At 32.5% G+C, this 26,996-nt stretch carries 22 protein-coding genes and 1 pseudogene; 20 read left to right on the top strand and 3 right to left on the bottom strand.

Translation table 11 applies throughout. The features are described 5' to 3' along the window. Window positions 1–2 precede the first annotated feature (2 nt). From galU to ACIQXN_RS15330, 19 genes and pseudogenes are all read left to right on the top strand, one after another. Window positions 3–881: a UTP--glucose-1-phosphate uridylyltransferase GalU gene (galU, locus tag ACIQXN_RS15415; protein WP_402968242.1), complete on the top strand. Its 879-nt coding sequence runs from the start codon at window positions 3–5 to the stop codon at window positions 879–881. Between the two features lie 31 nt (window positions 882–912). Next, complete coding sequence (locus tag ACIQXN_RS15410) at window positions 913–2,070, top strand: glycosyltransferase family 4 protein (RefSeq protein WP_402968239.1); 1,158 nt, start codon at window positions 913–915, stop codon at window positions 2,068–2,070. After that, complete coding sequence (locus ACIQXN_RS15405; RefSeq protein ID WP_402968237.1) at window positions 2,055–3,161, top strand: glycosyltransferase family 1 protein; 1,107 nt, start codon at window positions 2,055–2,057, stop codon at window positions 3,159–3,161. Before ACIQXN_RS15410 ends, ACIQXN_RS15405 begins: the two co-directional genes overlap by 16 nt. A gap of 4 nt (window positions 3,162–3,165) precedes the next feature. Beyond that, on the top strand, window positions 3,166–4,056 hold the full coding sequence (locus tag ACIQXN_RS15400) for a glycosyltransferase family 2 protein (protein WP_402968234.1): 891 nt from the start codon (window positions 3,166–3,168) through the stop codon (window positions 4,054–4,056). 14 nt (window positions 4,057–4,070) lie between these two features. Next, window positions 4,071–5,153 (top strand): EpsG family protein, encoded by a 1,083-nt coding sequence (locus ACIQXN_RS15395; protein WP_402968231.1) that lies wholly within the window; start codon window positions 4,071–4,073, stop codon window positions 5,151–5,153. Window positions 5,154–5,305: 152 nt separating this feature from the next. Continuing rightward, window positions 5,306–6,535 carry a glycosyltransferase gene (locus ACIQXN_RS15390; RefSeq protein WP_402968228.1) on the top strand — a complete coding sequence of 410 codons (1,230 nt, stop codon included), beginning with the start codon at window positions 5,306–5,308 and terminating at the stop codon, window positions 6,533–6,535. 25 nt (window positions 6,536–6,560) lie between these two features. Further along, window positions 6,561–7,634, top strand: a complete 1,074-nt coding sequence (gene galE / locus ACIQXN_RS15385; protein ID WP_402968225.1) for a UDP-glucose 4-epimerase GalE — start codon at window positions 6,561–6,563, stop codon at window positions 7,632–7,634. A gap of 4 nt (window positions 7,635–7,638) precedes the next feature. Beyond that, window positions 7,639–7,794 carry a YwzD family small protein gene (locus ACIQXN_RS21560; protein WP_483878343.1) on the top strand — a complete coding sequence of 52 codons (156 nt, stop codon included), beginning with the start codon at window positions 7,639–7,641 and terminating at the stop codon, window positions 7,792–7,794. Window positions 7,795–7,814: 20 nt separating this feature from the next. Beyond that, window positions 7,815–8,432: a sugar transferase gene (locus ACIQXN_RS15380; RefSeq protein WP_402968222.1), complete on the top strand. Its 618-nt coding sequence runs from the start codon at window positions 7,815–7,817 to the stop codon at window positions 8,430–8,432. A gap of 27 nt (window positions 8,433–8,459) precedes the next feature. Further along, window positions 8,460–9,113: an acetyltransferase gene (locus ACIQXN_RS15375; RefSeq protein ID WP_402968219.1), complete on the top strand. Its 654-nt coding sequence runs from the start codon at window positions 8,460–8,462 to the stop codon at window positions 9,111–9,113. Between the two features lie 81 nt (window positions 9,114–9,194). Further along, the gene (locus ACIQXN_RS15370) at window positions 9,195–10,352 is read left to right on the top strand and encodes a DegT/DnrJ/EryC1/StrS family aminotransferase (protein ID WP_402968216.1); all 1,158 of its coding nucleotides are present in this window, start codon (window positions 9,195–9,197) and stop codon (window positions 10,350–10,352) included. A gap of 36 nt (window positions 10,353–10,388) precedes the next feature. After that, window positions 10,389–10,757, top strand: a complete 369-nt coding sequence (locus ACIQXN_RS15365; protein WP_402968213.1) for a helix-turn-helix domain-containing protein — start codon at window positions 10,389–10,391, stop codon at window positions 10,755–10,757. Between the two features lie 4 nt (window positions 10,758–10,761). Further along, complete coding sequence (locus ACIQXN_RS15360) at window positions 10,762–11,499, top strand: glycosyltransferase family 32 protein (RefSeq protein WP_402968210.1); 738 nt, start codon at window positions 10,762–10,764, stop codon at window positions 11,497–11,499. A 46-nt stretch (window positions 11,500–11,545) separates the two neighbouring features. Then, the gene (locus ACIQXN_RS15355; RefSeq protein ID WP_402968207.1) at window positions 11,546–12,583 is read left to right on the top strand and encodes a glycosyltransferase family 2 protein; all 1,038 of its coding nucleotides are present in this window, start codon (window positions 11,546–11,548) and stop codon (window positions 12,581–12,583) included. Beyond that, window positions 12,564–13,673, top strand: a complete 1,110-nt coding sequence (locus tag ACIQXN_RS15350; protein ID WP_402968203.1) for a polysaccharide pyruvyl transferase family protein — start codon at window positions 12,564–12,566, stop codon at window positions 13,671–13,673. Before ACIQXN_RS15355 ends, ACIQXN_RS15350 begins: the two co-directional genes overlap by 20 nt. Before the next feature lie 36 nt (window positions 13,674–13,709). After that, window positions 13,710–14,906 carry a glycosyltransferase gene (locus ACIQXN_RS15345; protein WP_402968200.1) on the top strand — a complete coding sequence of 399 codons (1,197 nt, stop codon included), beginning with the start codon at window positions 13,710–13,712 and terminating at the stop codon, window positions 14,904–14,906. 19 nt (window positions 14,907–14,925) lie between these two features. Next, window positions 14,926–16,110 carry a glycosyltransferase gene (locus ACIQXN_RS15340; protein ID WP_402968197.1) on the top strand — a complete coding sequence of 395 codons (1,185 nt, stop codon included), beginning with the start codon at window positions 14,926–14,928 and terminating at the stop codon, window positions 16,108–16,110. Window positions 16,111–16,158: 48 nt separating this feature from the next. Next, window positions 16,159–17,700 carry an oligosaccharide flippase family protein gene (locus ACIQXN_RS15335; protein ID WP_402968194.1) on the top strand — a complete coding sequence of 514 codons (1,542 nt, stop codon included), beginning with the start codon at window positions 16,159–16,161 and terminating at the stop codon, window positions 17,698–17,700. A 212-nt stretch (window positions 17,701–17,912) separates the two neighbouring features. After that, window positions 17,913–19,058: pseudogene (locus ACIQXN_RS15330) on the top strand (IS3 family transposase). A gap of 73 nt (window positions 19,059–19,131) precedes the next feature. Here the strand turns inward: ACIQXN_RS15330 and ACIQXN_RS15325 are convergent. After that, entirely contained in the window at window positions 19,132–22,314 is a 3,183-nt protein-coding gene (locus tag ACIQXN_RS15325; RefSeq protein ID WP_402968191.1) for a hyaluronate lyase N-terminal domain-containing protein, read from the bottom strand. Between the two features lie 697 nt (window positions 22,315–23,011). Between ACIQXN_RS15325 and ACIQXN_RS15320 the strand changes: the two genes are divergently transcribed. Further along, a complete protein-coding gene (locus ACIQXN_RS15320; protein WP_402968188.1) occupies window positions 23,012–24,052 on the top strand; it encodes an acyltransferase family protein in 1,041 nt (346 codons plus the stop codon). A 418-nt stretch (window positions 24,053–24,470) separates the two neighbouring features. Here ACIQXN_RS15320 and ACIQXN_RS15315 read toward each other — a convergent pair whose 3' ends face one another. Next, window positions 24,471–24,617 carry a hypothetical protein gene (locus ACIQXN_RS15315; protein WP_402968185.1) on the bottom strand — a complete coding sequence of 49 codons (147 nt, stop codon included), beginning with the start codon at window positions 24,615–24,617 and terminating at the stop codon, window positions 24,471–24,473. A gap of 14 nt (window positions 24,618–24,631) precedes the next feature. Next, window positions 24,632–26,908, bottom strand: coding sequence for an Ig-like domain-containing protein (locus ACIQXN_RS15310; RefSeq protein WP_402968284.1), 2,277 nt, complete (start codon window positions 26,906–26,908; stop codon window positions 24,632–24,634). Window positions 26,909–26,996 lie beyond the last annotated feature (88 nt).

Below are 26,996 nucleotides of genomic sequence, written 5' to 3'. Positions count from 1 at the left end.
TCTTGAAAATCAGAAAAGCCATCATACCAGCTGCAGGATTAGGTACTAGATTTCTTCCGGCAACTAAAGCGATGCCAAAGGAAATGTTGCCTATCGTTGATAAACCGACCATTCAATACATTGTGGAAGAAGCCATTGAGTCAGGAATTGAAGATATTATCATTGTGACCGGAAAAGGAAAACGTGCTATAGAAGATCATTTTGATCACTCCTTTGAGTTGGAACAAAATTTATTTGAAAAAGGAAAATTTGAATTATTGAAGGAGGTTCAAAAATCTTCCAAATTAGTTAATATCCACTATATTCGACAAAAGGAACCGAAGGGATTAGGACATGCAGTATGGTGTGCACGTAAATTTATAGGTGACGAACCGTTTGCAGTCTTACTGGGCGATGATATTGTGGATGCAGACAAACCTTGTCTTCAACAAATGATGGAGCAATATGCAAAATCAAATGCTTCAATCTTAGGGGTGCAAAAGGTTTCGAATGAGGATGTTTCCAGGTACGGAATAGTTGAAGCAAATGAGATAGGAAACCGATTATATAATATTACAAGCTTAATTGAGAAGCCAAAACAAGAGGACGCCCCCTCAAACTTGGCAATTATGGGGAGATATATTTTGAATCCAGGGATTTTTGCAATACTTGGAGACCAACGACCTGGCGCAGGTGATGAAATTCAATTAACTGATGCAATTAGCCGTTTAAACAAGTATGAGAGTGTTCATGCTTATGATTTTGAAGGAACTAGATATGATGTTGGAGAAAAAATAGGGTTTATCCAGACAACTATCGAAATGGCGCTGCAGCGTGGAGACCTAAGGGAAGATATATTGAACTATCTAACGAGTGTACTTAATAGGGAATTAATTAAATGAAAACTGGATAAGAAGAGTGAAAGGATGGTGAATGATGGATAAAAAAGTCCTGTTTTGCGCAACGAAGGATTATCATTTTGAAGCGTTTCACCTGCCTTATTTTAAATGGTTTAATGAACAAGGGTATGAAGTTCATACAGCAGCCAATGGTGATTTGAAGCTTCCTTTTGTTGACCAAAAGCACATTATTTCCATTCAGAGATCGCCGTTTAAAAAGGAAAATATTAAAGCTTATAAAGAACTAGAATACATTATTGAAACTAATAACTTTCAAATTGTCCATTGTCACACGCCAATGGGAGGGGTTCTAGCGAGGCTTGCTGGCCGTAAAGCGAGAAAAAATGGAACAAAGGTCATTTATACAGCTCATGGCTTTCACTTCTGTAAAGGTGCGCCTCTTCTAAATTGGTTCCTGTACTATCCTATTGAAAAATTGTTAGCAAAAATAACAGATTGCTTAATTACAATCAATGAAGAAGACTTTCAACTGGCCAAAAAAAGAAAATTCAAAGCACAAAAGATTACTCACGTTCATGGAGTTGGAGTCGATACGGAACGTTATCATTCCGTTTCATCATTTAACAAATCTGTACTAAGGTCAGAAAAGGGATATAGTGATGGTGATTTCCTTATGTTTTATGCAGCAGAATTCAATAAAAATAAAAACCAACAATTACTGTTGCATTCTTTTTCCTTAATAAAAAATGAAATCCCTACTGCTCGGTTGATATTGGCTGGTGAAGGACCATTACTAGAGGACTGCAAAAAACTAGCAACGGCCTTAGGAATTAGAAATAAAGTTGATTTTCTCGGTTTCCGGAAAGATATTGATGTTTTACTGAAAATGAGTGATCTCGCTGTAGCGTCAAGCTTGAGAGAAGGTTTACCGGTAAATATTATGGAAGCTATGGCTTGTGGGCTACCAGTAATAGCTAACGATAATAGAGGGCATAGAGAGTTAGTGACCAATAATCAAAATGGATGGTTGATCAGGAAAAATGACGAAAAAGGTTTTTCAGAAAAAATTACAAAAGTTGCTGGTAATGATGAAATACTGAAAAAATTTGGTGTAAGCAGTCAAAAAATAATTGAACACACATATAGTACAAAAAAAATTTTAGATGTCAAAAGTGAAATTTATAAATCATACATGGAAAATAAGGAGGATAGAGTATGGGCAGTCCACTAAGAATCTTACATGTTGTTGTAAATATGAATAGGGGCGGAGCGGAAACCTTGATTATGAATTTATATCGTAATATAGACCGCTCAAAAATCCAATTTGATTTTCTTACATCGAAAGAAGGTGTTTTTGATTCTGAAATCTTAGCGCTTGGTGGAAGAGTGCATAGAATTCCTTATCTTACTGATGTCGGACATTTTACATATAAAAAACATTTAGACACATTTTTTAAGAAAAATGATTATAAAGTTGTACATGCTCACATGGATAAAATGAGTGGACTCATTCTTCAATCAGCTAAAAAAGCAGGAATACCTAAAAGGATTTCACATAGCCATAATACACAAAGTGAAGGAAGCCTACCTGCAAGACTCTATAAATGGTACGTAGGAAAATTAATATTACCTAATGCTACTAACTTTTTCGCTTGCTCAAATAAGGCGGCACAATGGCTATTTAATAAAGAGAATAAGAAAGCTGAGATTCTAAAAAATGGAATTGAATATAAAGAGTTTACTTTCTCCCCTGATATAAGAAAGCAAGTAAGAAAAGAATTAGATATCCTAGATGATACATTTGTTTTGGGACATGTAGGAAGGCTTGCTCAACAAAAAAACCATACTTTCTTGGTTGATATTTTTACAGATTATCTTAAACAAAAAGAAAATTCCATTTTAATCCTAGTCGGAGACGGTCCCTTAAGAGCAGACATTCTTAAAAAGGTTAGAAACCTTAAGCTTGAAAGTAAGGTTAAGTTCATCGGAATTCGAAGTGATATTAATCGGATCCTTCAAGGATTCGATGTTTTTGTCTTTCCTTCTTTACATGAGGGGTTGCCAGTTTCACTAATAGAAGCGCAGGCAGCAGGTCTGCCATGTCTAATCTCTGATGATATTTCAAAAGAAGTAGATTTGGGTATCAAACTTATTCAATTTCTACCTATACATGATCGTTCAATTTGGACGGCTCATTTAATAGAAATTGCTACACGCCAAATGACAAGAAACATTAAATCAGATTCCTTATCTAAACAGGGCTATTCCATTAGTGAAACCGCAGATAAAATAAAAGATTTCTATCTATCAATGTCAGGGTGATTCAATGAAAACATTAACTGTATTTACACCGACCTATAACCGGGCTTATTGCCTTAATAAATGTTATCAAAGTTTAGTCCGACAGGATAATAAAGAATTTATTTGGTTAATTATTGATGATGGATCAACAGATAATACAAAAGAGGTAGTAGAGAATTGGATAAAAGAAAATAAAATAGAAATTAGATATTTCTGGCAAAAAAATCAAGGGATGCATGGGGCACATAATACAGCTTATCAACTAATCGAGACAGAATTAAATGTTTGTATAGACTCAGACGACTATATGGCAGATGGTGCAGTAAAAAAAATCCTGACGTTTTGGAAAAAGTATGGTAATGCCAATGTAAGTGGAATCGCAGCACTAGACGCAACAATTGATCATCAAGTCATTGGTTCAGTGCTACCAGAAAAACTATCTTCTTCCACGTTGTTTAATCTTTATAACAGATATGGTGTAACAGGGGATAAAAAGCTTGTGTACCGTACAGAATTGACGAGGCTATATCCATATCCAATCTTTAAGAATGAGAAGTATATTGGGCTAGCATATAAATACTATATGCTGGATAAGCAATATGAAATGCTACTAATGAATGAAGTTATTTGTCACGTTGAATATCTTCCAGATGGTTCTTCTCTCAATATGTATAACCAATATCTCAAAAACCCAAAAGGATTTTCATTCTATCGAAAAGAACTGATGAAGTTGCCTTTTGGAGGAAAGGTCTTCAAATATAGGCAGGCCATTCATTATGTGTCTAGCAATCTTCTTATGAAAAACCGAAAACTATTTATTGAAACGCCTGAAAGATTGCTCACTATATTTGCCTTTCCTTTAGGTTTACTATTATATGTATTTATTGTTAGTAAAACTAGGAATCAGGTTAATTGAAGGGAATCAATTAAATGACCATACTTTGGATTAATCTTGCCATTGTATTTATTTTTTCGTATTTAGGAAGGTATTTTTCTACATATTCATTTATTACACCGACTGGTTTACACGTTTTTAAACCAAATAAGATAATGGTTTTAGGAACTGTTTTATGTTTAGTTTGTATATCAGGCTTAAGAACGAACATAGGAGACACCTTTAACTATAAGAATATGTATACCGAAAATGATTTTACATGGGAGTATATCTTATCAAATAAGGATATGGGCTTTGGAATCTTACAAATGATTTTAAAGAATTTTTCGAATGATCCTCAGATCATGATATTTACTACGGCTTTAGTGACTAATGTATTAATTATAGTAGTTTTATATAAATACTCGCGCCTTTTCGAATTGAGTACATTTGTCTATATTACTGGTGGTTTACATTTGGTATCGATGAATGGGATACGGCAAGTGCTTGCGGCAGCCATCTTTTTTACAGCAACAAAGTATTTATTAAATGGGAATTTCATGAAATATTTACTGATTGTTCTTTTTGCTTCCACATTTCATCAAAGTGCACTTATTCTTATACCTATTTATTTTTTAGTTAGAACAAAGGCCTGGACGAAATCTACTCTTGCGTGGTTATCTTTTTCTGTCATTATCGTTCTGGGTTATGAGCAATTCTCTTCCATATTATTTTCAGCTATAGAAGACACTCAATACAGTGACTATTCAAGTTTTAATGAAGGGGGAGCGAATGTAATCAGAGTAGCCGTAAGCGCTGCTCCCTTGCTTATAGCCTATTTAGGAAAAGAAAGACTTCGTGAAATATTTCCGAAAAGTGACTATATAGTTAATATGGCATTACTTGGTTTGGTTTTTATGATAGTTTCAACTCAACAATGGATCTTTGCAAGGTTTTCAATTTATTTTAACTTATACCAATTAATTTTAATTTCTTGGATCATTGAGTTTTTTAGTAAAAAGGATCAAAAACTAATATATTATTTAATTCTCGTTCTATTTTTTGTATTTTACTTTTATGAAAATGTAGTAAGTTTGAATATTTTGTATGAAAGCGATATTTTAGAAGGCCTATTTTAATAGAGTGAAATAAAGTGATTAACCGTTTTAAGGTGCTTAGTAGTTGATATCCATTAATAAAGGAAATGAGACAACCAATACAACAATTACTAAACATATTTTGGCCAACGGGTATGATATAAAGAGAAATGTTAGAGAATGGGAAAAATTATATGAAGTATCGTGAAAAAGAGGTTTTAAAAATGAAGAAAAAGATTTTGATAACTTCCTTTGATTTGGCAATAGGAGGCGTTGAAAGAAGTTTGATAGGCTTGTTAAATCAAATCGATTATACCAAATATGACGTCGATTTATTATTGTTTAAACATGAAGGTGAATTTCTCTCATATATCCCGGAAGGACCAATTCTATTACCGGAAGAACCTTCCTATACAACATTTAGAAAATCAATTTATCAAATATTGAAAGATGGTTTTTACCCAATCGCAATTTCTAGAGTCATCGCAAAGTATTCAGGACTGGTCCATGGAAAAGTAAAAAAGGTAGAAGAACCAGGTTATTTATCGATTCAGTATGGTTGGGAACTATCTACCCGTCATCTGCCAAAGCTTAATAGGGAATACGATGTGGCCATCGGGTTTCTATGGCCCCATCATTTTATCGGAGACAAGGTTAAAGCAAAAAAAAAAATTGGGTGGATTCATACCGACTATTCAAATATTTATGTGAATAAGAAAATAGAGAAGAAAATGTGGGGCAAAATTGATGAAATAGTAGTGGTTTCTGAAGAATGTTCACAAACTTTTTTAGATAATTTTCCTGATTTCAAAGAAAAAACAACAGTAATTGAAAATATTCTTTCTCCCGATTTTGTTAGAGAACAAGCGAGAGCAGAGATTCCAAAAGAAATTACTAAATTATCTGGGAAAACGATATTAGTAACAGTAGGTCGTTTAACACATGCCAAGGGTTTAGATGAAGCAGTAAGAGCATGTAAAGAATTGTTGATGGAGGGATTTGACATTGAGTGGTATGTAATTGGTTATGGACCACTTGAAAATGAATTAAGAAATTTGATCAAAGAGTTGGGTGTAGATAAACATTTTATTTTATTAGGAAAGAAAACTAATCCATATCCGTATATTGAAGCTTGTGATATTTACGTTCAACCTTCACGTTATGAAGGTAAAGCGGTAACAATTCGTGAAGCACAAGTGCTGGGTAAACCAGTTGTAATAACTAATTTTCCTACCGCTAAAAGCCAGGCTGTAAGTGGTGTTGATGCTTTAATTACAGAGTGCGGTAAAGATGGAATTGTTAGAGGGCTTCGGAAGATAATTAAGAATGAAGAATTGCAAAAGACTTTGATATCGAATGTTCTTTCTAGAGATTACGGAAACGAAAATGAAATAGATAAAATTTATCGTTTATTTGAAGTGTAATAATAAATGAGGGGGACAAATTCTAATGGAAATACTCATAACCGGAGGAGCTGGATTCATCGGCAGTCATACTTGCGTGGAGCTCTTGAATGAGGGCTATGAAATTATTGTGGTTGATAATTTTTCTAATAGTAAACCAGAATCATTAAAACGAGTTTCAAAACTAACAGGAAAACTGATCAAGTTTTACCAGATCGACCTTTTAAAGCAAGATCTTTTAGAAAAGGTGTTTCAGGACAACCAAATTGAAGCCGTTATCCATTTTGCTGGACTGAAAGCAGTAGGAGAATCGGTTAATTTTCCTTTAAAATATTATGAAAACAATATTACATCTACAATTATCCTCTGTGAACTTATGCAAAAATACAAGGTGAAAAAACTTGTATTTAGTTCATCTGCTACTGTTTATGGAATGCCGGAAAAGGTACCTATATCAGAAGGATCTCCTTTAAAAGCATTAAATCCATACGGAAGGACTAAATTAATGATTGAAGAAATTCTTCAAGATTTATATTTTTCCGATACGGAATGGAGAATTTCTATTCTTAGATATTTTAACCCAATCGGCGCGCATGAAAGTGGAGAGATAGGCGAAGATCCTAATGGAATTCCAAATAATCTAATGCCTTATATTACTAAAGTAGCCGTGGGACAATTAGAGGAGCTTCAGATTTATGGGAAAGATTATTCAACCATAGATGGTACAGGTGTTAGAGACTACATTCATGTTGTGGATCTTGCACAAGGTCATGTATTAGCACTTGATAAAATAAAAAAATCAACAGGAATCCATATTTTTAATCTTGGAACTGGAAAAGGCTATAGTGTGTTAGAAGTTGTATCAGCGTTTGAAACAGCAACTGGCGTGAAAATCCCCTTTAAAATTACTCAACCTAGGTCAGGAGATGCTGCCATTTGCTATGCGAATCCTTTAAAAGCAGAAAAAGAACTAAACTGGATTGCAAAAAAAACCATTCACGATATGTGTGAGGATTCTTGGAGATGGCAATCTCGTAATCCTAATGGGTATACAAAAAATGAAGAATTAAAAAATCCTTGCTTAATACAAAGCGAGGATTTTTTAATACCAAATAATTAGAAAAATGGTGAAAAGAATGAGGCGAGAAAAAAGAAAAAAGGAAACATTTAAAGATATTTTATTGCACGTCTACAAATTGGGCAATGAATCTGAAAATATGAATGTTTCTATTTTTATAGAAGAAATCAAACAACAATTAGTCATAAAAAATGGTAAATAATGAATTCCGGAAGTGAAAACATGAAGAGAACATTTGATTTACTCATTTCATTTATTTTATTTTTTATCCTTAGCCCAGTCGTGCTGATAATAGGAATATTAATAAAGTTTAATCTTGGGACACCTATTCTTTTTAAACAAATGAGACCCGGTCTAAATGGAAAGCCCTTTAACCTCTACAAATTTCGATCCATGAGTAATCAAAACGATGAATATGGAAGACCCCTACCTGATCATCAAAGATTAACTAGATTTGGAAAAATACTTAGAAAATTAAGTCTAGATGAATTACCTCAGTTAGTGAATGTTGTGAAAGGTGATCTTAGTTTGGTCGGACCACGTCCACTGTTAATGGAATACTTACCATTATATACGGAAGATCAAGCTAAACGTCATCATGTTCGTCCTGGTATTACTGGATGGGCGCAAGTAAATGGGAGAAATGCAATATCATGGGAAGAGAAATTTAAATTAGATGTTTGGTATGTGAATCATCAATCTTTTTCCCTAGATATCAAAATATTATTATTAACGATAGTAAAAGTGGTTAGGTCTGAAGGCGTAAATTCAGAGACAAATGTAACGATGACTTCTTTTAAGGGGTCAAGTTCTTTAAAAAATGAAAAATATTACAAATAATTCAACTTTATAAGGAGAGAAAAAATAATGAAAGATATAGTTATTTATGGTTCTGGAGGATTTGGGAGGGAAGTTTTAGAATTACTAAAGAATATTAATTCATTTAAGAAAGAATGGAATATACTGGGATTTTTAGATGATTTATCAGATACACATGGAAACTTGATAAACGGTTATCCTATTTTAGGTGGAGAGAATTGGTTAAAAGAATACATTTCTTCTATTAGTATAGTTATAGCAATTGGTAATCCTAGTAAAAGAAAAATAGTTAGTAAAAGACTACAGATGACAAATGTTAAATTTCCTAATCTTATCCATCCTAGCGTAATAATGTCGGATACAGTCAAGCTAGGTACAGGAAATATAATCTGTGCTGGTAACATAATTACTACAGATATCCAAATTGGAGATTTTACAGTCATTAATGTATCATCTACAGTCGGACATGATGTAATTATACAAAATTACGTTACTGTTTTACCGGGTTGTAATATATCAGGTAATGTTTTTATAGGAGAATGCGCTGATGTAGGTACAAATTGTACCATTATTCCAAATGTAAAGGTCGGCTCATCCTCTATTATAGGTGCCGGTGCAACGATAATAAAAGATATCCCATCAAATTGTACTGCGGTTGGCTCACCTGCGAGACCTATAAAATTCCATGAAGTAATTTCATAGTGGAAAAAATTATGCAAAAGCTTTAAATTAAATCCGGATAATTATTTTTATTAAAATAAAATAATAGTGAAGGGGCATAGAATGATAAATACATCAATAAAAAAACGTATTTTACTTTCATCTCCCCATATGAGCGGAAATGAAGATAAGTATATTAAAGAAGCATTTGAGACAAATTGGATTGCCCCATTGGGTCCAAATCTTGATGCTTTTGAAAAAGATTTAGCAGAATATGTGGAAGTCAAAGAAGCAGTTGCAGTCAGCTCTGGAACAGCAGCGATTCATTTGGCTCTTTCTTTATTAGACGTAAAAAAAGGAGATACAGTTTTTTGCTCGAGTCTTACATTTGTGGCAACTGCAAATCCAATTCTTTATCTAAATGCTAAACCTATTTTCATTGATTCTGAACCAGAAACTTGGAATATGTCACCTAATGCTTTAGAAAGAGCATTAAGAGAAGCCTCTAATACCGGTAAACTTCCTAAAGCCGTCATTATTGTTAATCTATACGGTCAACCGGCAAAAATGGATGAACTAATAACAATTTGTAATCAGTACGAAGTTTCAATAATCGAAGACGCAGCAGAGTCACTGGGCGCCACATACAAAGGAAAAGCAAGTGGGACATTTGGGAAATTCGGAATTTACTCTTTCAACGGAAATAAAATCATTACAACATCAGGTGGTGGCGCGGTGATTTCTAACGATACCAATGCATTACAACATGCTCGCTTTTTAGCCACTCAAGCAAAAGATGATGCTCCTCATTATCAGCATAGTGAGGTTGGGTACAATTACCGGATGAGTAATATTCTTGCAGGGATTGGTAGAGGGCAATTAGAGGTTTTGGAGGATAGAATAAAAGCCAGAAGAGCAGTTTATGATCTGTACTATCAAGAATTGGCTAATTTATCTGGATTAAAGTTTATGCCCGAATTAGAAAATACTAGATCAAATCGATGGTTGACGGCATTAACTATTAATGAAGGTGAATGTGGAATTTCGATAAAAAAATTACTGCAATCTCTGGAAGATGAAAATATTGAAGCAAGACATGTCTGGAAACCACTTCACCTACAACCACTTTTTCAGGGTAATGACTATTACTCTCATGATAGAGAATCTAATGTTTCTGAACATTTATTTTTTTCTGGAATCTGTTTGCCATCTGGGTCAAGTATGACTCGAGACGATCAAATGAGAGTCATCCATTCAATAAAAAATGCAATAAATGGATGAATTACACCCTGCTATCCATCAGGAATCCAGCTGAAAATGGGTAAAAAAGAACGAAGAGGTAATCAAATGATTGGAAAAAACATTGCAGAATTGCGTAAGAAAAGAGGGTATACCTTATCTGAACTTGCTGAACAGGCAAAAATATCCAAATCGTATCTCAGTAATATAGAACGTAACCTTAACCGAAATCCCTCAGTACAAGTAATGGAGAAAATTGCAAATGTATTGAATGTGGATTTAGTTTCGCTTATTAAAGAAAAAGTCACAAATGATGCACCCTGCTATTTAGAAAAAGAATGGATTGACTTTGTGCATGAGTTAAAGAGAAATGGGATTGAAAAAGATCAGATTCAACAATATAAACCATTAATTGAATTTATAAAATGGCAAAATAAGAGGGATTAAATCTATGATTGTAAATCAAATACCGAAAGTAATTCATTACTGTTGGTTTGGTAGAAAAGACAAGCCTGATATTGTAAAGAAATGCATGGAAAGTTGGAGTATACATCTTTCAGAATATGAAATTATTGAATGGAATGAAGATAACTTTAAGTTAAATATAAATGCTTATGTTCAAGAAGCATATGAGGCTGAAAAATTTGCTTTTGTCAGTGATTATGTTCGTGTTTATGCATTATTTCATATCGGTGGTATTTACTTGGATACTGACGTAGAAGTTTTTAAACCTCTCGATGATTTACTTTACCATGAATCATTTTGGGGATTTGAACAAGAAAATTATATTGCGACCAGTACAATTGGTGCAACAAAAGGAAATAAGCTAATAAAAAGATTTCTTGATTCATATGAGAAGAAAAGTTTTATAAAAGAAGATCATAGTTTAGATCAATTAACAAATGTAGCAATTGTCACAAAATTATTAGAAGAACTAGGTTTAATAAAAAATGGAGAGTATCAAGAAATTGAAAATATTGGAGTGTTTTATCCACAAACCTATTTTTCACCCTATGACTATATTAATTGTCGGAAATTTATCACTGATGAGACATATGTAATGCATCATTTTTATAAAAGCTGGCTTCCTGCAAGCATAAAATTCAAGAGTCAATTTAAGAAAATATTATCCCATATCATAGGTGGTGATAATATAGCTAAACTAAGAAGCGTATATCAAAAAGAATAAACTTTTTTAACGATACAACTCAAATTGTTTTTAAGTGGAGGTTGTAATGATTCCAAAAGTCAGTGTAATAGTTCCTGTTTTTAATAACGAAAAATATATATCAAAATGTATAGAAAGTATTCTTTCACAAAGTTATAGGAATATTGAAGTAGTAATTGTGAACGATGGCTCAACTGATAAAAGTGAGAAGGTTATAAAAACCTATAGAGAAAAAGATGAGCGAATTCTTTATTTATCACAAATTAACAGTGGACCTTCTGAGGCTCGTAATAAAGGGATTGTAAATTCTACAGGTGATTATTTAGTTTTTATTGATTCGGATGATACGGTTGATAAATATTATATTGAATATTTATTAACTACCATGATTAATTCTAAAGTCGACTTAGTGTGTTGTGGATATAAAGACTATTCTAAATATGGAATAATCGATCACACGGATTTTAATATGGAAGGTAATATTCCATTTAATGAATTATTAGCTATGATTTGTGGGGGTACAGGCGGTGTACTTTGGAGTAAAATATTCAAAAAAGAAATAATAAACAAAAATGATTTAAGACTAAATAATAACATTTATATGTCTGAAGATCTTATATTTACTCTAGAATATGTAATACACTCTAGGTCATTTAAATCTATAAAAAAATATTTATATAATTATAATAGACTGAATGAAAGTAGCATAAGTGCAAATATTTCAATAGATCATCTTGAAAACAGCATTTCTGTTTGTGAAAATATTGAAAAAATACTTAGTCGTGTTAGTTATGATAATAAAAAAATAAACAATATAGTAACTGAAAGAACATTAAATGCCGTATTAAATACTGCTGATTATCTAATGTTAAATGCAAATGAAAAAAGAAAGGTTCCTATATTAAGGAAAGTTTTAGATATTCCTTATATTAAAAAATATAAATATCAATTTTCAACTAGAAAAGTTCTTTATAAACCGTATATTTTCTTTTTGAAAAAAGATTTGTTAATATGTTTTTTTATTTATGGAGTGTTATTGAATAAAATGAAATACTTCAAATATGAATTTATTGGTGGAGATTTAAGTGAAAAAAGTCTTAGTTGATATTTATTTACAATTCAATTTAGGAGATGATTTATTTTTAGACATACTGGCCAAGAAATATCCTGAGACAGAATTTACAATTAATTATCTCGGAAAAAATTACGACAAATTTATTAAACAGTATCCAAATATCAAAAGAAGACAGTACAATTTATTTAAAAAAATTGGTCAGCGTTTGAAACTTATAAATTATATAAATAACTATAATAAACTAGCTGATGAGTATGATGCTCTAATATTTATAGGTGGATCAATCTTTAGAGAAGAAGAATATCACGATACTTTGTATAAAGAAAGAATACAAATGGTCCATGAATTTAAACAAAAACAAAAATCTGTATTTGTTATAGGGTCTAATTTTGGACCATATATTACTGAAAAATTCCTAAATGACTATATAGCTTTTTTTAAATTGTGTGATGATGTTTGTTTTAGAGATACGTTTTCTTATAATTTGTTTAAAGGTTTCCCTAATGTTAGATATGCCCCAGATATTGTTTTTCAAATGGATTTATCCTCTTTCTTAATTAAAGTTAGTAAAAAAAGAGTAGGTTTTTCAATTATTGACGTTAGGCATAAGCATGGATTATCGAATTATTACAATGAATATATAAAAAGTACGGTTAAATCGATAGAAATGTTTATGGAAGAAGGATATGAATGTACTCTTATGTCCTTTTGCGAGCATGAAGGAGATTTAAAAGTTATTAAGACAATAAAATCAAATATTTCTTCGGAATTAAGAAAAAACATATCTGTTTATAGTTATGAGGGGAATATCGAAGAAGCTCTCAAGTTAATAAGTACCTTTAATATATTTATTGCTGCACGTTTTCATGCTAATATATTAGGCTTATTATCTAAGACTGGATTAGTACCTATAATATATAGCCAAAAAACTGAAAATATGTTGCGAGATATTAATTTTGATAATATTTTAGTGAGCATGGATGAACTTCATTTACAATATGATGAAAATACAATTAAGAAGGTTATAAATAACACAAATGATTTAAATATTATTTCCAAAGAATCGGAACGGCATTTTGAAAAATTAGGTACCTTTGTCAAATCAAAAATTGCTACTTAATTCCCTAATCTAATTTTAATTAAAGTGAGTGAAAATATGAAAAAAAAAAGAGTTTTGTTTGTAATAGATTCATTAGATTGTGCAGGTGCTGAAAAGAGTTTAATTTCATTATTGTCTGCTTTTGATTATGAGATATACTCAGTAGATTTAAGACTTTTTGCACATGGACACATACTAGAAGAATTAGTTCCAAATGAAGTGAATATCTTAAAACCTTTGGAATACACCGAATTTTCTAAAATGAGTCTTAAAAAAGCATGCATTTATTCAATTAGGAAATTCAATGTGAAATCTCTATTATCCAGATTTACTTATTCGCTTAAGATCAGGGTACGTAAATACAATCATTCTCAAAAGGCAAGGATTTTTTGGGAGAACATTTCAAAGGTTATTGAAGAAGATTCAACTAACTACGATATTGCAATAAGTTATGCGCAAGGCATTCCTACTTTTTATGTTGCAGAGAAAATAAAAGCAACCAAAAAATTCGCATGGGTAAATGTAAGTAACCGGTTGGATGAAGTGGAAAAGGAATTTCATCAAAGATATTATGACCAATTTGATAAAATAGTGGCTGTATCTGAATCGACAAAAGAAATATTTATTGAAACATTTAATCAATATACAGCTATAACTAAAGTTATTTATGATATTAATAATGCAGATTCAATAATGAAAATGTCAGGTGTTGGAAAAAGTTATAACGATAATTTTAAGGGAATCCGGATACTTACTATAGGAAGACTTGATCAGAATAAGGGGTACGATATTGCTCTAGCGGCTTGCAAAATGCTTAAAGAAAGTGGGGTGAAATTTAGGTGGTATTCTCTAGGAAAAGGTATTTTAAAGGAAGAAATAGAAGAACAAATTAGAACAGCTGGGTTAACAGAAGATTTTATTTTATTAGGTGTTGAAGCAAATCCATATCCTTTCATTAAAGATTCTGATATATATGTCCAAACTTCTAGGCATGAAGGGTTCGGGTTAGCTATTGCAGAAGCAAGAATGTTAAATATTCCAGTGGTTACAACTAGCTTTGACGCAGTTTACAATCAAATGGTAAATAAGAAAAATGGCTTGGTAGTGGATATGAACGCAGAAGCTGTATGTGAAGGAATAGTAACATTAATAAACGATTTGGAATTAAGAAGTGAGATTAAAGAATATTTAAAAAAGGAGAAAAAAGGGAATGTAGAAGAGTTAGAAAAAATCTATCAACTAATTAACGACTAACGGGGAAAGAGGTGTAAAGTTGAAAAAGAAGATAGTTTTCATGTTAATAAATATGAATATAGGCGGAACAGAAAAAGCACTATTAAATATGGTTTCAGAGCTTTCTAAAAATAATTATGCTATTACTATTTTGATGTTGGAGAAATATGGCGACTTTATAAAATTTATTCCTAATGGAGTTAGAGTTGAATACGTAAAAGAATATAAAGATATAGAATATTTAATGAATAAACCACTTCATATAATTGCGTTAGATTATATGAAGAAGGGACGTATTATTAAATCGTTTATAATGATATTTTTTTATTTTATATCTAAGGTTATGAAAGAAAGAAGTTTATTTTATAAATATATTTTAAGAGATTTTGTAATAGTAAATGAAGAATATGATATAGCTGTAGCATATGCAGGTCCTATGGAGTTCATAAGCTATTTTGTTTTAAATAACATTAAAGCTAAAAAAAAATTACAATGGATTCATTTTGATATAAATCATATAAGCTTTAATAGGTTCTTTGCAAGTAAGTTCTATAAAAAGTTCGATGGAATTTTCGTTGTATCTAAAGAAGGCAAGAAGCATTTATTAAATATACTTCCTTTCTTAGAAGAAAAAACAAAGGTTTTTTTAAATATTATTTCACCAGAGTTAATTAAATCCCAAGCTGAAATGGGAAGAGGGTTTAATGACGAATTTGATGGGATAAAAATCTTAACAGTTGGTAGGCTTAATATTGAAAAAGGACAAGATATAGCAATTCAATCTTTAACCAAATTAATACAAAATGGTTATAAAGCAAGATGGTATTGTGTTGGAGAAGGTAATTCAAGAGTGAATTATGAAAAACAAATACAAAGAAATAACTTAAATGATCATTTTATTCTTTTAGGCGCCGATCCAAATCCCTATCCATATATAAAAAATTGCGATATTTACGTTCAACCATCTAGACATGAAGGTTATTGCATTACTCTTGCTGAAGCAAGATGCTTGAATAAACCTATAATTACTACAAATTTTACCGGAGCAAAGGAACAAATAAAAAATGGAGTAACAGGTCTAATAGTAAAATGTGATGAAGATGAAATTTATCAAGCTATTGTAAAATTAATAAACAACAAAACTATATGTAAACACTTCACTAATAATTTGGCAGCAGAATCGAATGATACGAAAAATGGGATGAAGCAAATAGTGAATATTTAACTATAATGTTCTGATTCGAATTTTTTATATAGGATGGAAGGTTATACTATGAAAAATCAGCTAAAGGCAGGTGCAAGTTTATCTTATGTTGCACTCTGCATTAACATTTTTATCTCAATAATGTATACCCCAGTAATGTTAAATTTACTTGGTCAATCAGAATATGGCTTATATAGTTTAGCTAGTTCAGCAGCAGGATTTGTTGGGATTTTAAACTTTGGTTTAGGCAATGCAGTAATAAGATATACAGCTAAATATAAAGCATTAAATGATGAAAAAGGATGCTCTAATTTATATGGCTTATTTATAAAGATTTACTTAACTTTGGGGTTAATTGCCTTAGTCTTGGGGATTCTTTTAATCTTAAATACAGATTTGTTTTTTTCTAGCTCATTAAATATAGAAGAGATTCACAAACTTAAATTACTGATGAGTATAATGGTTTTTAATATCTCTACAGGAATTGGGCTAGGCGTGTTCAGTGTAATAGTTTTGGCTCATGAAAAGTTTATCTTTCAAAAAATAATTGTGATTGTTTCATCTATAATAAACCCACTTCTTATATTGCCCTTGCTATTAATGGGTTATGGATCCATAGCTATGGCAATTGTGACGACATTCTTAAATTTTTTGTTTATAGCTCTTAACATTCATTATTGTTTTAAAACTTTGAAAATAAAAATATCATTTGGTAAATTTGATTCCAAATTACTCAAAGAGATTATTATTTTTTCTTCATATATTTTTTTGAATTTAGTCATCAGTCAACTATATACATCAACCGACCAAGTAATCCTTGGGATTTATAGCGGTACTGTTGCTGTATCTGTTTATGCTATTGGGGCTTCTTTTACTGGTTATTTCTCAGGCTTTTCTTCGGCAATATCAAATGTATTTTTATCTCGTGTTTCTGGAATGGTAATTAAGGGGGCATCTAATAATGAATTGTCTAATCTATTTATTAGGATAGGTAGAGTGCAATATATAATTATATCTTTTGCTTTAAGCGGGTTTATTGTTTTTGGACAAGAATTTATCAATTTATGGGTTGGTAAAGAGTATCAGGTTTCTTATATTATTGCTCTTATTATTTTGGTGCCTATGATCGTTTCACTTATTCAAGGGATGGGAGGGGTGATACTTCAAGCCAAAAATATGCAAGGTTTTAAATCAATAGTTAACATTTTTATTGCAGTTTTAAATGTAATTATTAGTATTATCTTTGTTCAATTTTGGGGAGTAATCGGTTGTGCTATTGCCACAGCAATATCGTTTACTTTAGGGAATATAATAATAATAAATTTTTATTACTGGAAAAAAATCAAATTAAATATACCAAAGTTTTGGGGGAATATCCTTTTTATGAGTTTCCCATTAGTATTAAGTATAATTTATGGGGCGACTATTAATAAAGTACTAATAGCAAATTTATGGTTAGTTTTAGTTGGTAAAATTATTTTATTTTCTATTCTATATTTTTTGTTTATGTGGTTTACAGCAATGAATAATTATGAAAAAAATTTATTCATTCTACCAGCAAAAAGTTTTTATCAAAAGTTTAGGTTAAGAATTAAGAATCAAGTTACTTAAATAAATCTGAAATCTCCATAATAGAATTCCATTAATTGGTTATCTTCTTGACAATCACTTGATTTAGTTCAATCTCTAGTAAAAATGTAATTTGAGGCTATAATTTTTAAAGAGTTAATAAGTAATGGAGTTAGTATAGTCTCATGGACACACTTTAGTTAAATCCTTACAATGATTTTTGAGAGGATGTGTTCGGCTTGGAACGTAAGCATATAGGCAGGAAATATAATAATGAGTTCAAGAATATCATTGTGGATCCTTATCACTCGGGTAATTCAATAAGAGAATTAAGTGGCGAATATGCGTATCTGACGTAACGATTTATAAGTGATTTAAAGAATTTACCCCTATTGATTTAGGGAATGAGTCCATGACTCCGATAGAACTTGGCCCCATACAGAAAGAAAACCTTCGGTTAAAGCAGGAAATTAAAATCTTAAATAAGGCTATAGCCATATTCGCCAAAGAGTAACCGAGACAGATCTTACCGAACTTATCTAGGAACACAAAAACCAATATCCCGTAAAGAAAAAGTGTGAAGTATAAAAATCCCAAGAAGCAGTCATTATCAGTCTCTTCAACTTGTCGTATCCAATCACGAACAGAGAAACAATGAACTAACGAAAGAAATTCATTTCATCTTGTTTACTTTGAAAGCAAGGGTCGCTATGGTGCTCCCAAGATACATGAAATCTTAGTATCCAAAGGCTTTAGCCTAAGTCTAAAGCGTATTCAGCGCTTAATGAGTAAGATAGAGATCCGTTCAATCACTAAGAAAAAATACAGTCCTTATCGATCTAAAGAAAAGGTAATACAATTAGAGAATTTGTTCGAACGAAATTTTACCACCCAACTATTAATGAGAAATGGGCAGCCGGTATTACGTATATTCATACGTTTAAAGACGGATGGTGTTATTTAGCTTCTTGTATTGGATCTTCATTCTAGAAACTAGTAGGCTATTAATTTTCCTGTTCTATGACGACTGTGATGACTGAACTGGTTATTCAAGCTTTTAATCACGCACACACTTCACAAAATCCCGCGGAGGGCTTAGTTCTTCATAACGGATCTTGGCTCACAATATATAAGTGGTGAGTTTACTCAACATATTAAAATCATCATATTAAGCAATCCTTTAGCAAGAAAAAGTGCCCGTATGATAATACCTGTATCGAAATCCTTTCATGCAATATTAAAAGAAGTAGAAGTGAACCACGTTCAATATCAAGACTACCAAACGGCAAAATTAGCGATGTTCCAATTTATTGAGGGATGGTATAACAGAAAAAGGATTCATTGTAGTTTTATACCAAACCCCACAAGCGATTGAAGATCAAATTAGGAATACAGCTTAAGATTTAACTTTTGTGTGTCCAAAATATTGACTCAAATCCACTGCTTAAATCTCAAATAAAGAGTATAAAAGTTTTAATTTGAAATTACCCCATACGTTCTAAACTCAGCCAAAACCCCTACATACTCCCAGGTAACTCCCCCGTCATTAGATTTTCCTGTTGTATGGTTAGGTGCTACAATTCCTGATGTTCCTGCCATTGTAGCTTTATAGACTTTGTTATCTGAATGAACAAAAGTATTAATGACGTATGCTTTATGAGCTGTCCATGGATTGGTATTGGCATATCCAGATTTAACACATATCCAACCGAGAAATCCGCCAGCAATAATATTTTTGTTTTCTACTTTTTGACCAACCACAAATATCCCTGATGTAGGTAGTACTGAACTCCTAGATACGTATACTGGAGTATAGACTTCTATGCTTCCATAGGCTGGGGTAGGGAACCCACTAAACCCTTCAAAAGTGGTGTTGTTAATTATTGCAGAGTTGGTATAAATGTTAGGATTTGTGCTGAAAAATAATCGAAAGTTAGAAATGTCCGAGACTCGTATTTTAGAGTCTACTATATTAACGTTTTTATAATTATTAATATCGAAGTTGCTATCTGTGTTGTAATACTTAATTATTGTAGTAACTGACTTTGATTGGTGTATTAATTCGGTGTCGATGATATCTAATTCATATTTTCTTGGGACAATACCTTCTAGATAACTAGTAATTTTTATATTGTCGCTAATACCCATTAAATAAGCACCAGTATAGTTTGGTGTAAAGTTAATTTTACAGTTGTTGAACGTTGTTTTTCCAGTAATAGCTCCTATTGTTGTGTTGTTAATATATGGACCACCCATTATCACCATACTATCTTGGAAAAGACAATTATTGAATAATATGCTGTGTGAAAGAGTTGCATCAACGATTTGGGCAGTAACCGAACAGTTATAAAACTCAGAGTTTTGGAATTCAATGTCATTTGCTAGATTATTTGAATTGAAAGAAACTGATCTAAACACGTTGTCACATATATAACTCGTAGAATCTTTTGGTTTCATCACCGAAACCCTATAATGTGAGCCATAATTGAAATCTTCAAACGTATTACCTGTACACCTTTTTATATTATCAATCGTTATATTGGTGTACCCCGTATATGAGGACCCTGTGTAGCTTTTAAGATTATTTCCTATAAACTCAACGTTACCTGAGGAACTTAAGGCGTCTATATTTAGTATATTATTAATAAGTCTAACCCTAGTTTTAGCCCTTGTTGCTGTAACTGTCATTGCTGTCGAGTTGACGGTATTGTTAATGAAAAGAATATCTCTTTCTTGTGTAGCAACAGAATTGGTTATCTGTAATCCACTACTCTCATAGAACACGTTGCCATCTATAATCATGTTAGCGTTATTGTATACAATAACACCACCAATTTCACTAACTATATTACCTACTATTCTACCGTGATAAACTCCCATCAGTATTCCATTAAACCCTGAGAATATATGGTTATTCTCTATTATTGCATAGTTACTGTAGCTGTCTTCAAAGTTTATGGCGTATCTAGTCGAATCAGGGAATAAGGGTATGTTTAACCCTGAATCCATTCCGTTGTGGTAAATCTTATTATAAGATATATAGGTGAAATCTGCTCCGCCACTTATACCACCTCTATGATTATCGTGCACAGTACACCCGTAAATGGTAACACGATGTGCCTGAGGTTTTGTTATAGAATATGAAATCTCAATGTTGGCAAGACCTATTGCTTCATTAATAAATTGTAATCTTATATAAGCAGTGTCATGAGGTACTGTTACGATTTGTAGATAAACCGCTTTCTTTCTAGCTATTACTACATCTTTTGAATTGTAAAAGATGTATTCAAATGTCCTGTTTGCAATAAGGGGTATCCGTGTATAACCACCACTAGTTCTCATTTGCAGCTGTGTATGTTCTCCTTGTATGATTGGAAATTTATTAGATAGATAAGCTCCTGCGAGGGTTTGTACAATTTTACCTTTTGAATCAACATATCCGGGATATGCTTTAATGTCTGAGGGATTTAGATTCCATTTTCCTGTTTTGGTAGGATAAGATCCTATTATTATTCCATCTCCCATAAACATCGAAACATCTATATGTTTAATAGAAATGAAATGTGCACCAGATTCTATTTTAATGCCATAGGTTTGTTCCATTCCTTTTTCAGAATTAAAACCATTTCCCCCATCAGAAAAGCTTCTATTAGGGATATCACCCACTATTATTCCGTTTAACACTTGAGCATATGAAACATTATCGATTCGAATTAATTCTCCACTTAACTTCCATGCTGGCGTTGTTAATGGTGATTTATCATAAGGGTTTTTATTAATTGAGTCGTACATAACCTCGAAGGTAGACCCGTTTAAATCTAGAGTTTGGTTACTGAATAAATTTATGGGGGTGTTTACCATTGCGTAAATTTCAGATGCCCCACTAAGGTTGGTATAACAAAAACTATATGTGCCGATAGGAACAACAATTCTTGTTAATCCATTATCATTCGCATACTTAAGAGCTTGATTAAATCCAAGAATGTTATTGTATGCGATTTTCCATTGTTCTGCTGTGTAAGGAGGTTTTCCAAAAGATCCTTGAGTAATCCCCCACCTTAGAAGCTCAATTACGTAAAAGGATTGGTTTTTGCTAATCATTGTATCTTCGACAGAGGTCCAATTTACATCATGAAATTCTATAATATCACCATCTGAAGGTGTTGTTGTGGAGCCAGATGAGGTCATTATCTTACTACCGGTACTTTTAATTAATCTATTTGAGTCATTACTTGCAGTGTGGTCAACCTCAAATTTATTACTTTCAAAATTTTTTGTTTCCTTAGGGATATTAAAACCGGTTATAATCAATAATCCATTCAAAGTTTTCGGATCATTTTGTCCGGATAAAATTTTTATTAATCCTGACGCAGTTAATATTTCATTTGCTGCACTATCAATACCTATTTCAACCAATAGTTTTCTTAAATCGGTATCCTCAAATATTACAATTCTATTTCCATCACTCTTAATGATATCATTCGGTGACCCATTCTCAGAAGAACCTTTGCTACTAACAATATTTATTAATTTATTTCCTGTTTTGGAAGTACCAATGAATAACTCTTTAGTGTCCATACAGTAACCAAACTCACCAACATCTAATGTTGGTAAATCTTCTTTTAAACCTTTCCGAACTTTGATTTTGTGTGACATTAAATTATTCCTCCATTAATAAAATTGCTGTTATCAATACTTGAATCAAAAATATCTACAATATCGTTATTCGTTATTGTTAATTTCTGTTTGCAGTTTTGCGGTCTACTTGGAATCCATCAAATTTTTCACTAAAATCATAATAATTAGTCGAGTCTTCTATAAGATTATAATATGTAAAAAGGTACAAATTGTAAGGGCATATACCCTTGTAATATCTATCATTTTTCACATTTTCGGGTGAGGAAGGGGGTTGCTGTTATTTTTTGAATTAAAATGGTTCTTCTATGATTTTTGGTGATGGACTTTTGGGGTAATTATAGTAATACATCATTACCGCAGGAGGCGTTGAAAGTGGAATTCCAAAATCTTTATAAAAATTGTACTGTCTTGAACTGTACCACAACTATGAAACTAAAGAAGAGTTAAAAGATATTGTTATTAATATTTTTTACTTATCGAAAGCTCCTTGGGTTAATCTTGAAAATATTATTTTAGGTTTTCCTGATGGTGATGTTGTCATCCTTTTGAGAGGTAATTTATAGTTAGTAGTCCCTTGCTCATCGAGTAGGGTATTTGTTTTGCTTATAGATGAAAAAACATAATTAAAGCATTCAATAAATCCCTGTAAATACTAATTTTTTAATAGATAGTAAGTTCTTGATAGAGTACAATATAAAGTGGAGGTGCGCTTTATATGGAACGTAAAAAAAGACTTGGCGAACTAGATGCTTTAAGGGGATTGGCTGCGTTAGCAGTAGTACTATATCATTACACTACATTCTATGATGATTCATTTGGACACAAGGAAAATCTTTTATTTAATTTTAAATACGGGTACTTCGGAGTACATCTATTTTTCATTATCAGTGGCTTTGTGATTTACATGACATTGACCAAAACAAAAAACATTAAGGAATTTGCTATAAAGCGTGCCATAAGACTATACCCTGCATATATAGTAGCAGCAACCTTAACGTTCATCATTACCTCTTTATACGTTTTGGAGAGTCTGAAAGTTAGTACAAATATCTTCTTAATTAATATAACAATGTTTCAAGGAGTATTACCTATAGGAATAAAAAATGTGGATGGGTCTTATTGGAGTCTTGGTATTGAGATAACCTTTTATATTATATGTTGTATATTATTTTCATTAAAACTAATCCAAAAACCAATTTTCTTATCAATATTGTTCTTGTCAGTTATTTATATCGTAAAAACACTTTATATTTATAACTTCCTTCATCCTTTAATTGGTGATCTTGGTATTGTAAACTATTCGAATCTTTTCATAGCTGGGATACTTTTCTATCAATTACGGAATGGGAAACATAAAATCATTCATATGCTTATTTTTTCAGCATTATTGTATCAGTTTTTGTTCCAAGGATTGCTTTCTGGAATAGCAGTTTCAATATCTTTCTTAGTTTTTTATGGAATCCTTTATGATAAATTGAAATTTTTAAATACAAGAATCTTGATATATTTTGGAACTATCTCTTATAGTTTGTATTTAGTCCACCAAAGTATCGGCTTTATTATAATTCATTTTTTAGAAGGAGCTGGTATCACAAATAGCTTTTTAGTTGTATTTATTCCTCTGTTAATTTCTATATTATTGGCATCGTTAATCACACACTTTATTGAAAAACCATTCCAAAGAACAATAAGAAATAGATCAGTATCGAATAAAAATAAAAAGCGTTCGTTAAAACAAGTTCCAAAAACTACCTAGACTAAAAGATACGGGCATTAAACCAAATCCTCTCCTTATAGTGGTTACTAATATTCAGTTTAATCAGCTAGAAAAGACACCTGAAATTAAACCCACTAGCAATAGGAGTTCCGTGTGGTGTAATTTTATCAATAGAATAATAGCCTTTATCTGTTCTGAAATCATTTAAATTTTTGGATAATAATTAAAAATATAAATTATGATATATATGTAAAGATGGACAAGTAGTAAGGGCAAAGCTCCCAAATTAATTGTATTATTTTTGACCCTGAAATTTGAATAAAGTATAGGGAAGTACTACGGGGTTCGTTAAGCCTATACTATTTCCTTTGTACAGTATAAAAGGAAGTATGAAAAGCCCGTAAAAAATCCATTCAGGATTTTAAAGGGCTTTTTCAATATGAAATTTCATTTTCAATTAACCAGGAACAAAAACCCTCACCCAACAACCATTAACAAGTTGAAACTCCCAATGTCCAGCAGCAGAGATTGCTGTTTCAAAGGTAACATTTTGATGATGTAAAACTTTAGGTGGTTCATATTTCAGTTTTACTTTGTCTTTCATATTAATTCCTCCTTTTATTTAGAACAAGTGCATGTCCCTTTGTCAAAATCGTATACGTTGATTATTTCTTTATTGCCTGCGTTATCGATGCTGTAATATTCCAAGGTGTGGGTATCTTCGGCGTAGACATCAAATGGTTTGGTATAGACTTGCCAAGTACCGCCGTTAATCCGATATAAGGTTTCTTTTACACCTGATTTATCGTCAGTTGCGGTGTAAGTAACGGTTAACGCGATGATATAGGTATTTTTATCGTTAAAAATAGGTGTCATTTTATTTTTTGTAACAGGCGGTAAGGTGTCAGGATCAATAACGGTTACAATTGCTGTATCCGTGAAGCCACCTTCAACAGTTGAAACAGTGATCGTGGCTTGACCTACGCCGACAGCATGAACAATACCATTTTTCACTGTCGCAACACTCGGATCGGAGGTAGACCAGCTAACATTTTGATTAGTGGCATTGGACGGATTTATCGTTGCTGTTAAGGTTTGGTCCGTAGCTCCAAGATTAAAATTCAGTGTTTTAGGGTCAAGTGATACGCTTAACACCGGCGCTGTTACAGTAACTGTTGCTGCATCTGTGAATCCGCCATCTTCTGTCGTAACGGTTATGATTGCTTTACCAGGTCCAACAGGATGGACAACACCATATTCTACAGTGGCTACACTTGAATCAGAAGTAGACCAAGTAACATTCTTGTTAGTGGCATTGGATGGAGCAACCGAAGCAGTTAATGTTGCATCTTTTCCACCAACAATTAGGTCAAGTGTGTCTGGATCAAGTGATATCCCAGTAACTGGAACACCGACAGTGATAGCTGCTGTATCAGTGAAGCCACCGTCTTCTGTCGTAACGGTAATTGTAGCCTTACCAGGACCAACAGGGTGCACGATTCCATTATTGACAGTTACGACACTTGGGTCGGAGGTAGACCAAGTTACATTTTTATTTGACGCGTTTGAAGGAGCAATCGTAGGTGCCAGCGTTATGTTTTTTCCTCCAACAGTTAGATCTAGAGATTTAGGGTAAAGTGATACGCCGGATACAGGAACCATGACAACAACAGTTGCTGTATCGGTAAATCCGCCATCTTCAGTCGTAACGGTAATCGTTGCCTTACCTGGTGCAACTGGATGGACTATACCATTTTCTACAGTTACCACACTTGGATCGGAAGTAGTCCAAGTAACATTTTTATTTGTAGCGTTGGATGGAGAAATCATAGTAGTTAACGTTGCATCTTTTCCACCAACAGTAAGATTGAGAGAATTAGGATCAACGGTTACTCCTGTCACCGGTACTGTTACATTGACTTTAGCTTTGTCTTGAAGTTTGCCATCTTCGGTTGAAACAGTAATCATAGCTGTTCCAGGTCCTACAGCTTGGACTATACCATTTTTCACTGTGGCAACACTTGGGGCAGAAGTAGTCCAGACGATATTTTTGTTAGTAGCGTTAGTTGGTGTAATTGTAGCTGTTAATGTTACATCTTTTCCACCGAGAGTCATGTCTACATTTTTCGGATTAAGTGATAAACTTTTAACAGGTACTAGTTTACTAGCACAAACGGTTATTAATGACCAATCGTAATGTCCATTTTTGGTATATACTTTTACTATGGCGACTCCAGGACTTACAGCGTGCACCACACCATCAGATATGGTAGCTACTTTTGGATTAAAAGATAACCAAGTAAGTTCCTGATTTGTCGCATTCTCTGGTTTAATTGATGCTTTTAATCTAGCATCTTCTCCATCAACAGTAAGAGTTACTATTTTCGGATTTAAAATGACAGATGAAACCGCGATAATCGGATCACTAACCGTCACAGTGGCTTTGTCTTTATAATTCCCATCCTGAGTTGTAACAGTAATAGTAGCCGTACCCGGTTTAACAGGATGCACAAGCCCACTACTTGAAACTGTAGCTACACTCGAATTAGATGAAATCCAGGTGACATTTTTGTTAGTTGCATTCGCTGGTTTAATTGTGGCATTGAGTGGAGTATCTTTATCATCGATGTTTAGCTTTAAGGAATTTGGATTTAAAGAAACACCTTTTACTTCAATATTTGGATTACTTACTATTACTGTGGATCTAGCTTTAAAGTTCCCATCTTTAGTTGTGACTGTAATCGTAGTGGACCCCACGCTTACAGAATGGACAACACCGCTTCCAGTTACCGTGGCTACCTTAGTATTCGAGGAAGACCAGGTCACCTGTTTATTTGTGGCATTAGAAGGTTTAATCGTTTCCGTAAGTTCGACATCTTTATCATTCACGTTCATTTTTAAAGTATCCGGATGTAAGGAAACACCCGCTACGGGTACAGATTTATTGCCTTTTCCACCTCCATTAGTCGCAGAGGCCTGCGAG

Source organism: Peribacillus sp. NPDC097295 (genome assembly GCF_044761665.1).
Lineage (GTDB): Bacteria > Bacillota > Bacilli > Bacillales > DSM-1321 > Peribacillus.
Note: the sequence above shows the minus strand (reverse complement) of the source record. Positions and strands in the feature narration are given on the sequence as shown.

Excerpts from the sequence above, each read along its gene's own strand:
- ACIQXN_RS21560 (WP_483878343.1), top strand. The coding sequence starts at position 7,639 with ATGGTGAAAAGAATGAGGCGAGAAAAAAGAAAAAAGGAAACATTTAAA.
- ACIQXN_RS15390 (WP_402968228.1), top strand. The coding sequence starts at position 5,306 with ATGAAGTATCGTGAAAAAGAGGTTTTAAAAATGAAGAAAAAGATTTTG.
- ACIQXN_RS15380 (WP_402968222.1), top strand. The coding sequence starts at position 7,815 with ATGAAGAGAACATTTGATTTACTCATTTCATTTATTTTATTTTTTATC.
- ACIQXN_RS15335 (WP_402968194.1), top strand. The coding sequence starts at position 16,159 with ATGAAAAATCAGCTAAAGGCAGGTGCAAGTTTATCTTATGTTGCACTC.
- ACIQXN_RS15360 (WP_402968210.1), top strand. The coding sequence starts at position 10,762 with ATGATTGTAAATCAAATACCGAAAGTAATTCATTACTGTTGGTTTGGT.
- ACIQXN_RS15315 (WP_402968185.1), bottom strand. The coding sequence starts at position 24,617 with ATGAAAGACAAAGTAAAACTGAAATATGAACCACCTAAAGTTTTACAT.
- ACIQXN_RS15370 (WP_402968216.1), top strand. The coding sequence starts at position 9,195 with ATGATAAATACATCAATAAAAAAACGTATTTTACTTTCATCTCCCCAT.
- ACIQXN_RS15320 (WP_402968188.1), top strand. The coding sequence starts at position 23,012 with ATGGAACGTAAAAAAAGACTTGGCGAACTAGATGCTTTAAGGGGATTG.
- ACIQXN_RS15395 (WP_402968231.1), top strand. The coding sequence starts at position 4,071 with ATGACCATACTTTGGATTAATCTTGCCATTGTATTTATTTTTTCGTAT.
- ACIQXN_RS15400 (WP_402968234.1), top strand. The coding sequence starts at position 3,166 with ATGAAAACATTAACTGTATTTACACCGACCTATAACCGGGCTTATTGC.
- ACIQXN_RS15410 (WP_402968239.1), top strand. The coding sequence starts at position 913 with ATGATGGATAAAAAAGTCCTGTTTTGCGCAACGAAGGATTATCATTTT.
- ACIQXN_RS15325 (WP_402968191.1), bottom strand. The coding sequence starts at position 22,314 with ATGTCACACAAAATCAAAGTTCGGAAAGGTTTAAAAGAAGATTTACCA.
- ACIQXN_RS15405 (WP_402968237.1), top strand. The coding sequence starts at position 2,055 with ATGGGCAGTCCACTAAGAATCTTACATGTTGTTGTAAATATGAATAGG.
- ACIQXN_RS15355 (WP_402968207.1), top strand. The coding sequence starts at position 11,546 with ATGATTCCAAAAGTCAGTGTAATAGTTCCTGTTTTTAATAACGAAAAA.
- ACIQXN_RS15365 (WP_402968213.1), top strand. The coding sequence starts at position 10,389 with ATGGGTAAAAAAGAACGAAGAGGTAATCAAATGATTGGAAAAAACATT.
- ACIQXN_RS15375 (WP_402968219.1), top strand. The coding sequence starts at position 8,460 with ATGAAAGATATAGTTATTTATGGTTCTGGAGGATTTGGGAGGGAAGTT.
- ACIQXN_RS15345 (WP_402968200.1), top strand. The coding sequence starts at position 13,710 with ATGAAAAAAAAAAGAGTTTTGTTTGTAATAGATTCATTAGATTGTGCA.
- galE (WP_402968225.1), top strand. The coding sequence starts at position 6,561 with ATGGAAATACTCATAACCGGAGGAGCTGGATTCATCGGCAGTCATACT.
- ACIQXN_RS15310 (WP_402968284.1), bottom strand. The coding sequence starts at position 26,908 with ATGAACGTGAATGATAAAGATGTCGAACTTACGGAAACGATTAAACCT.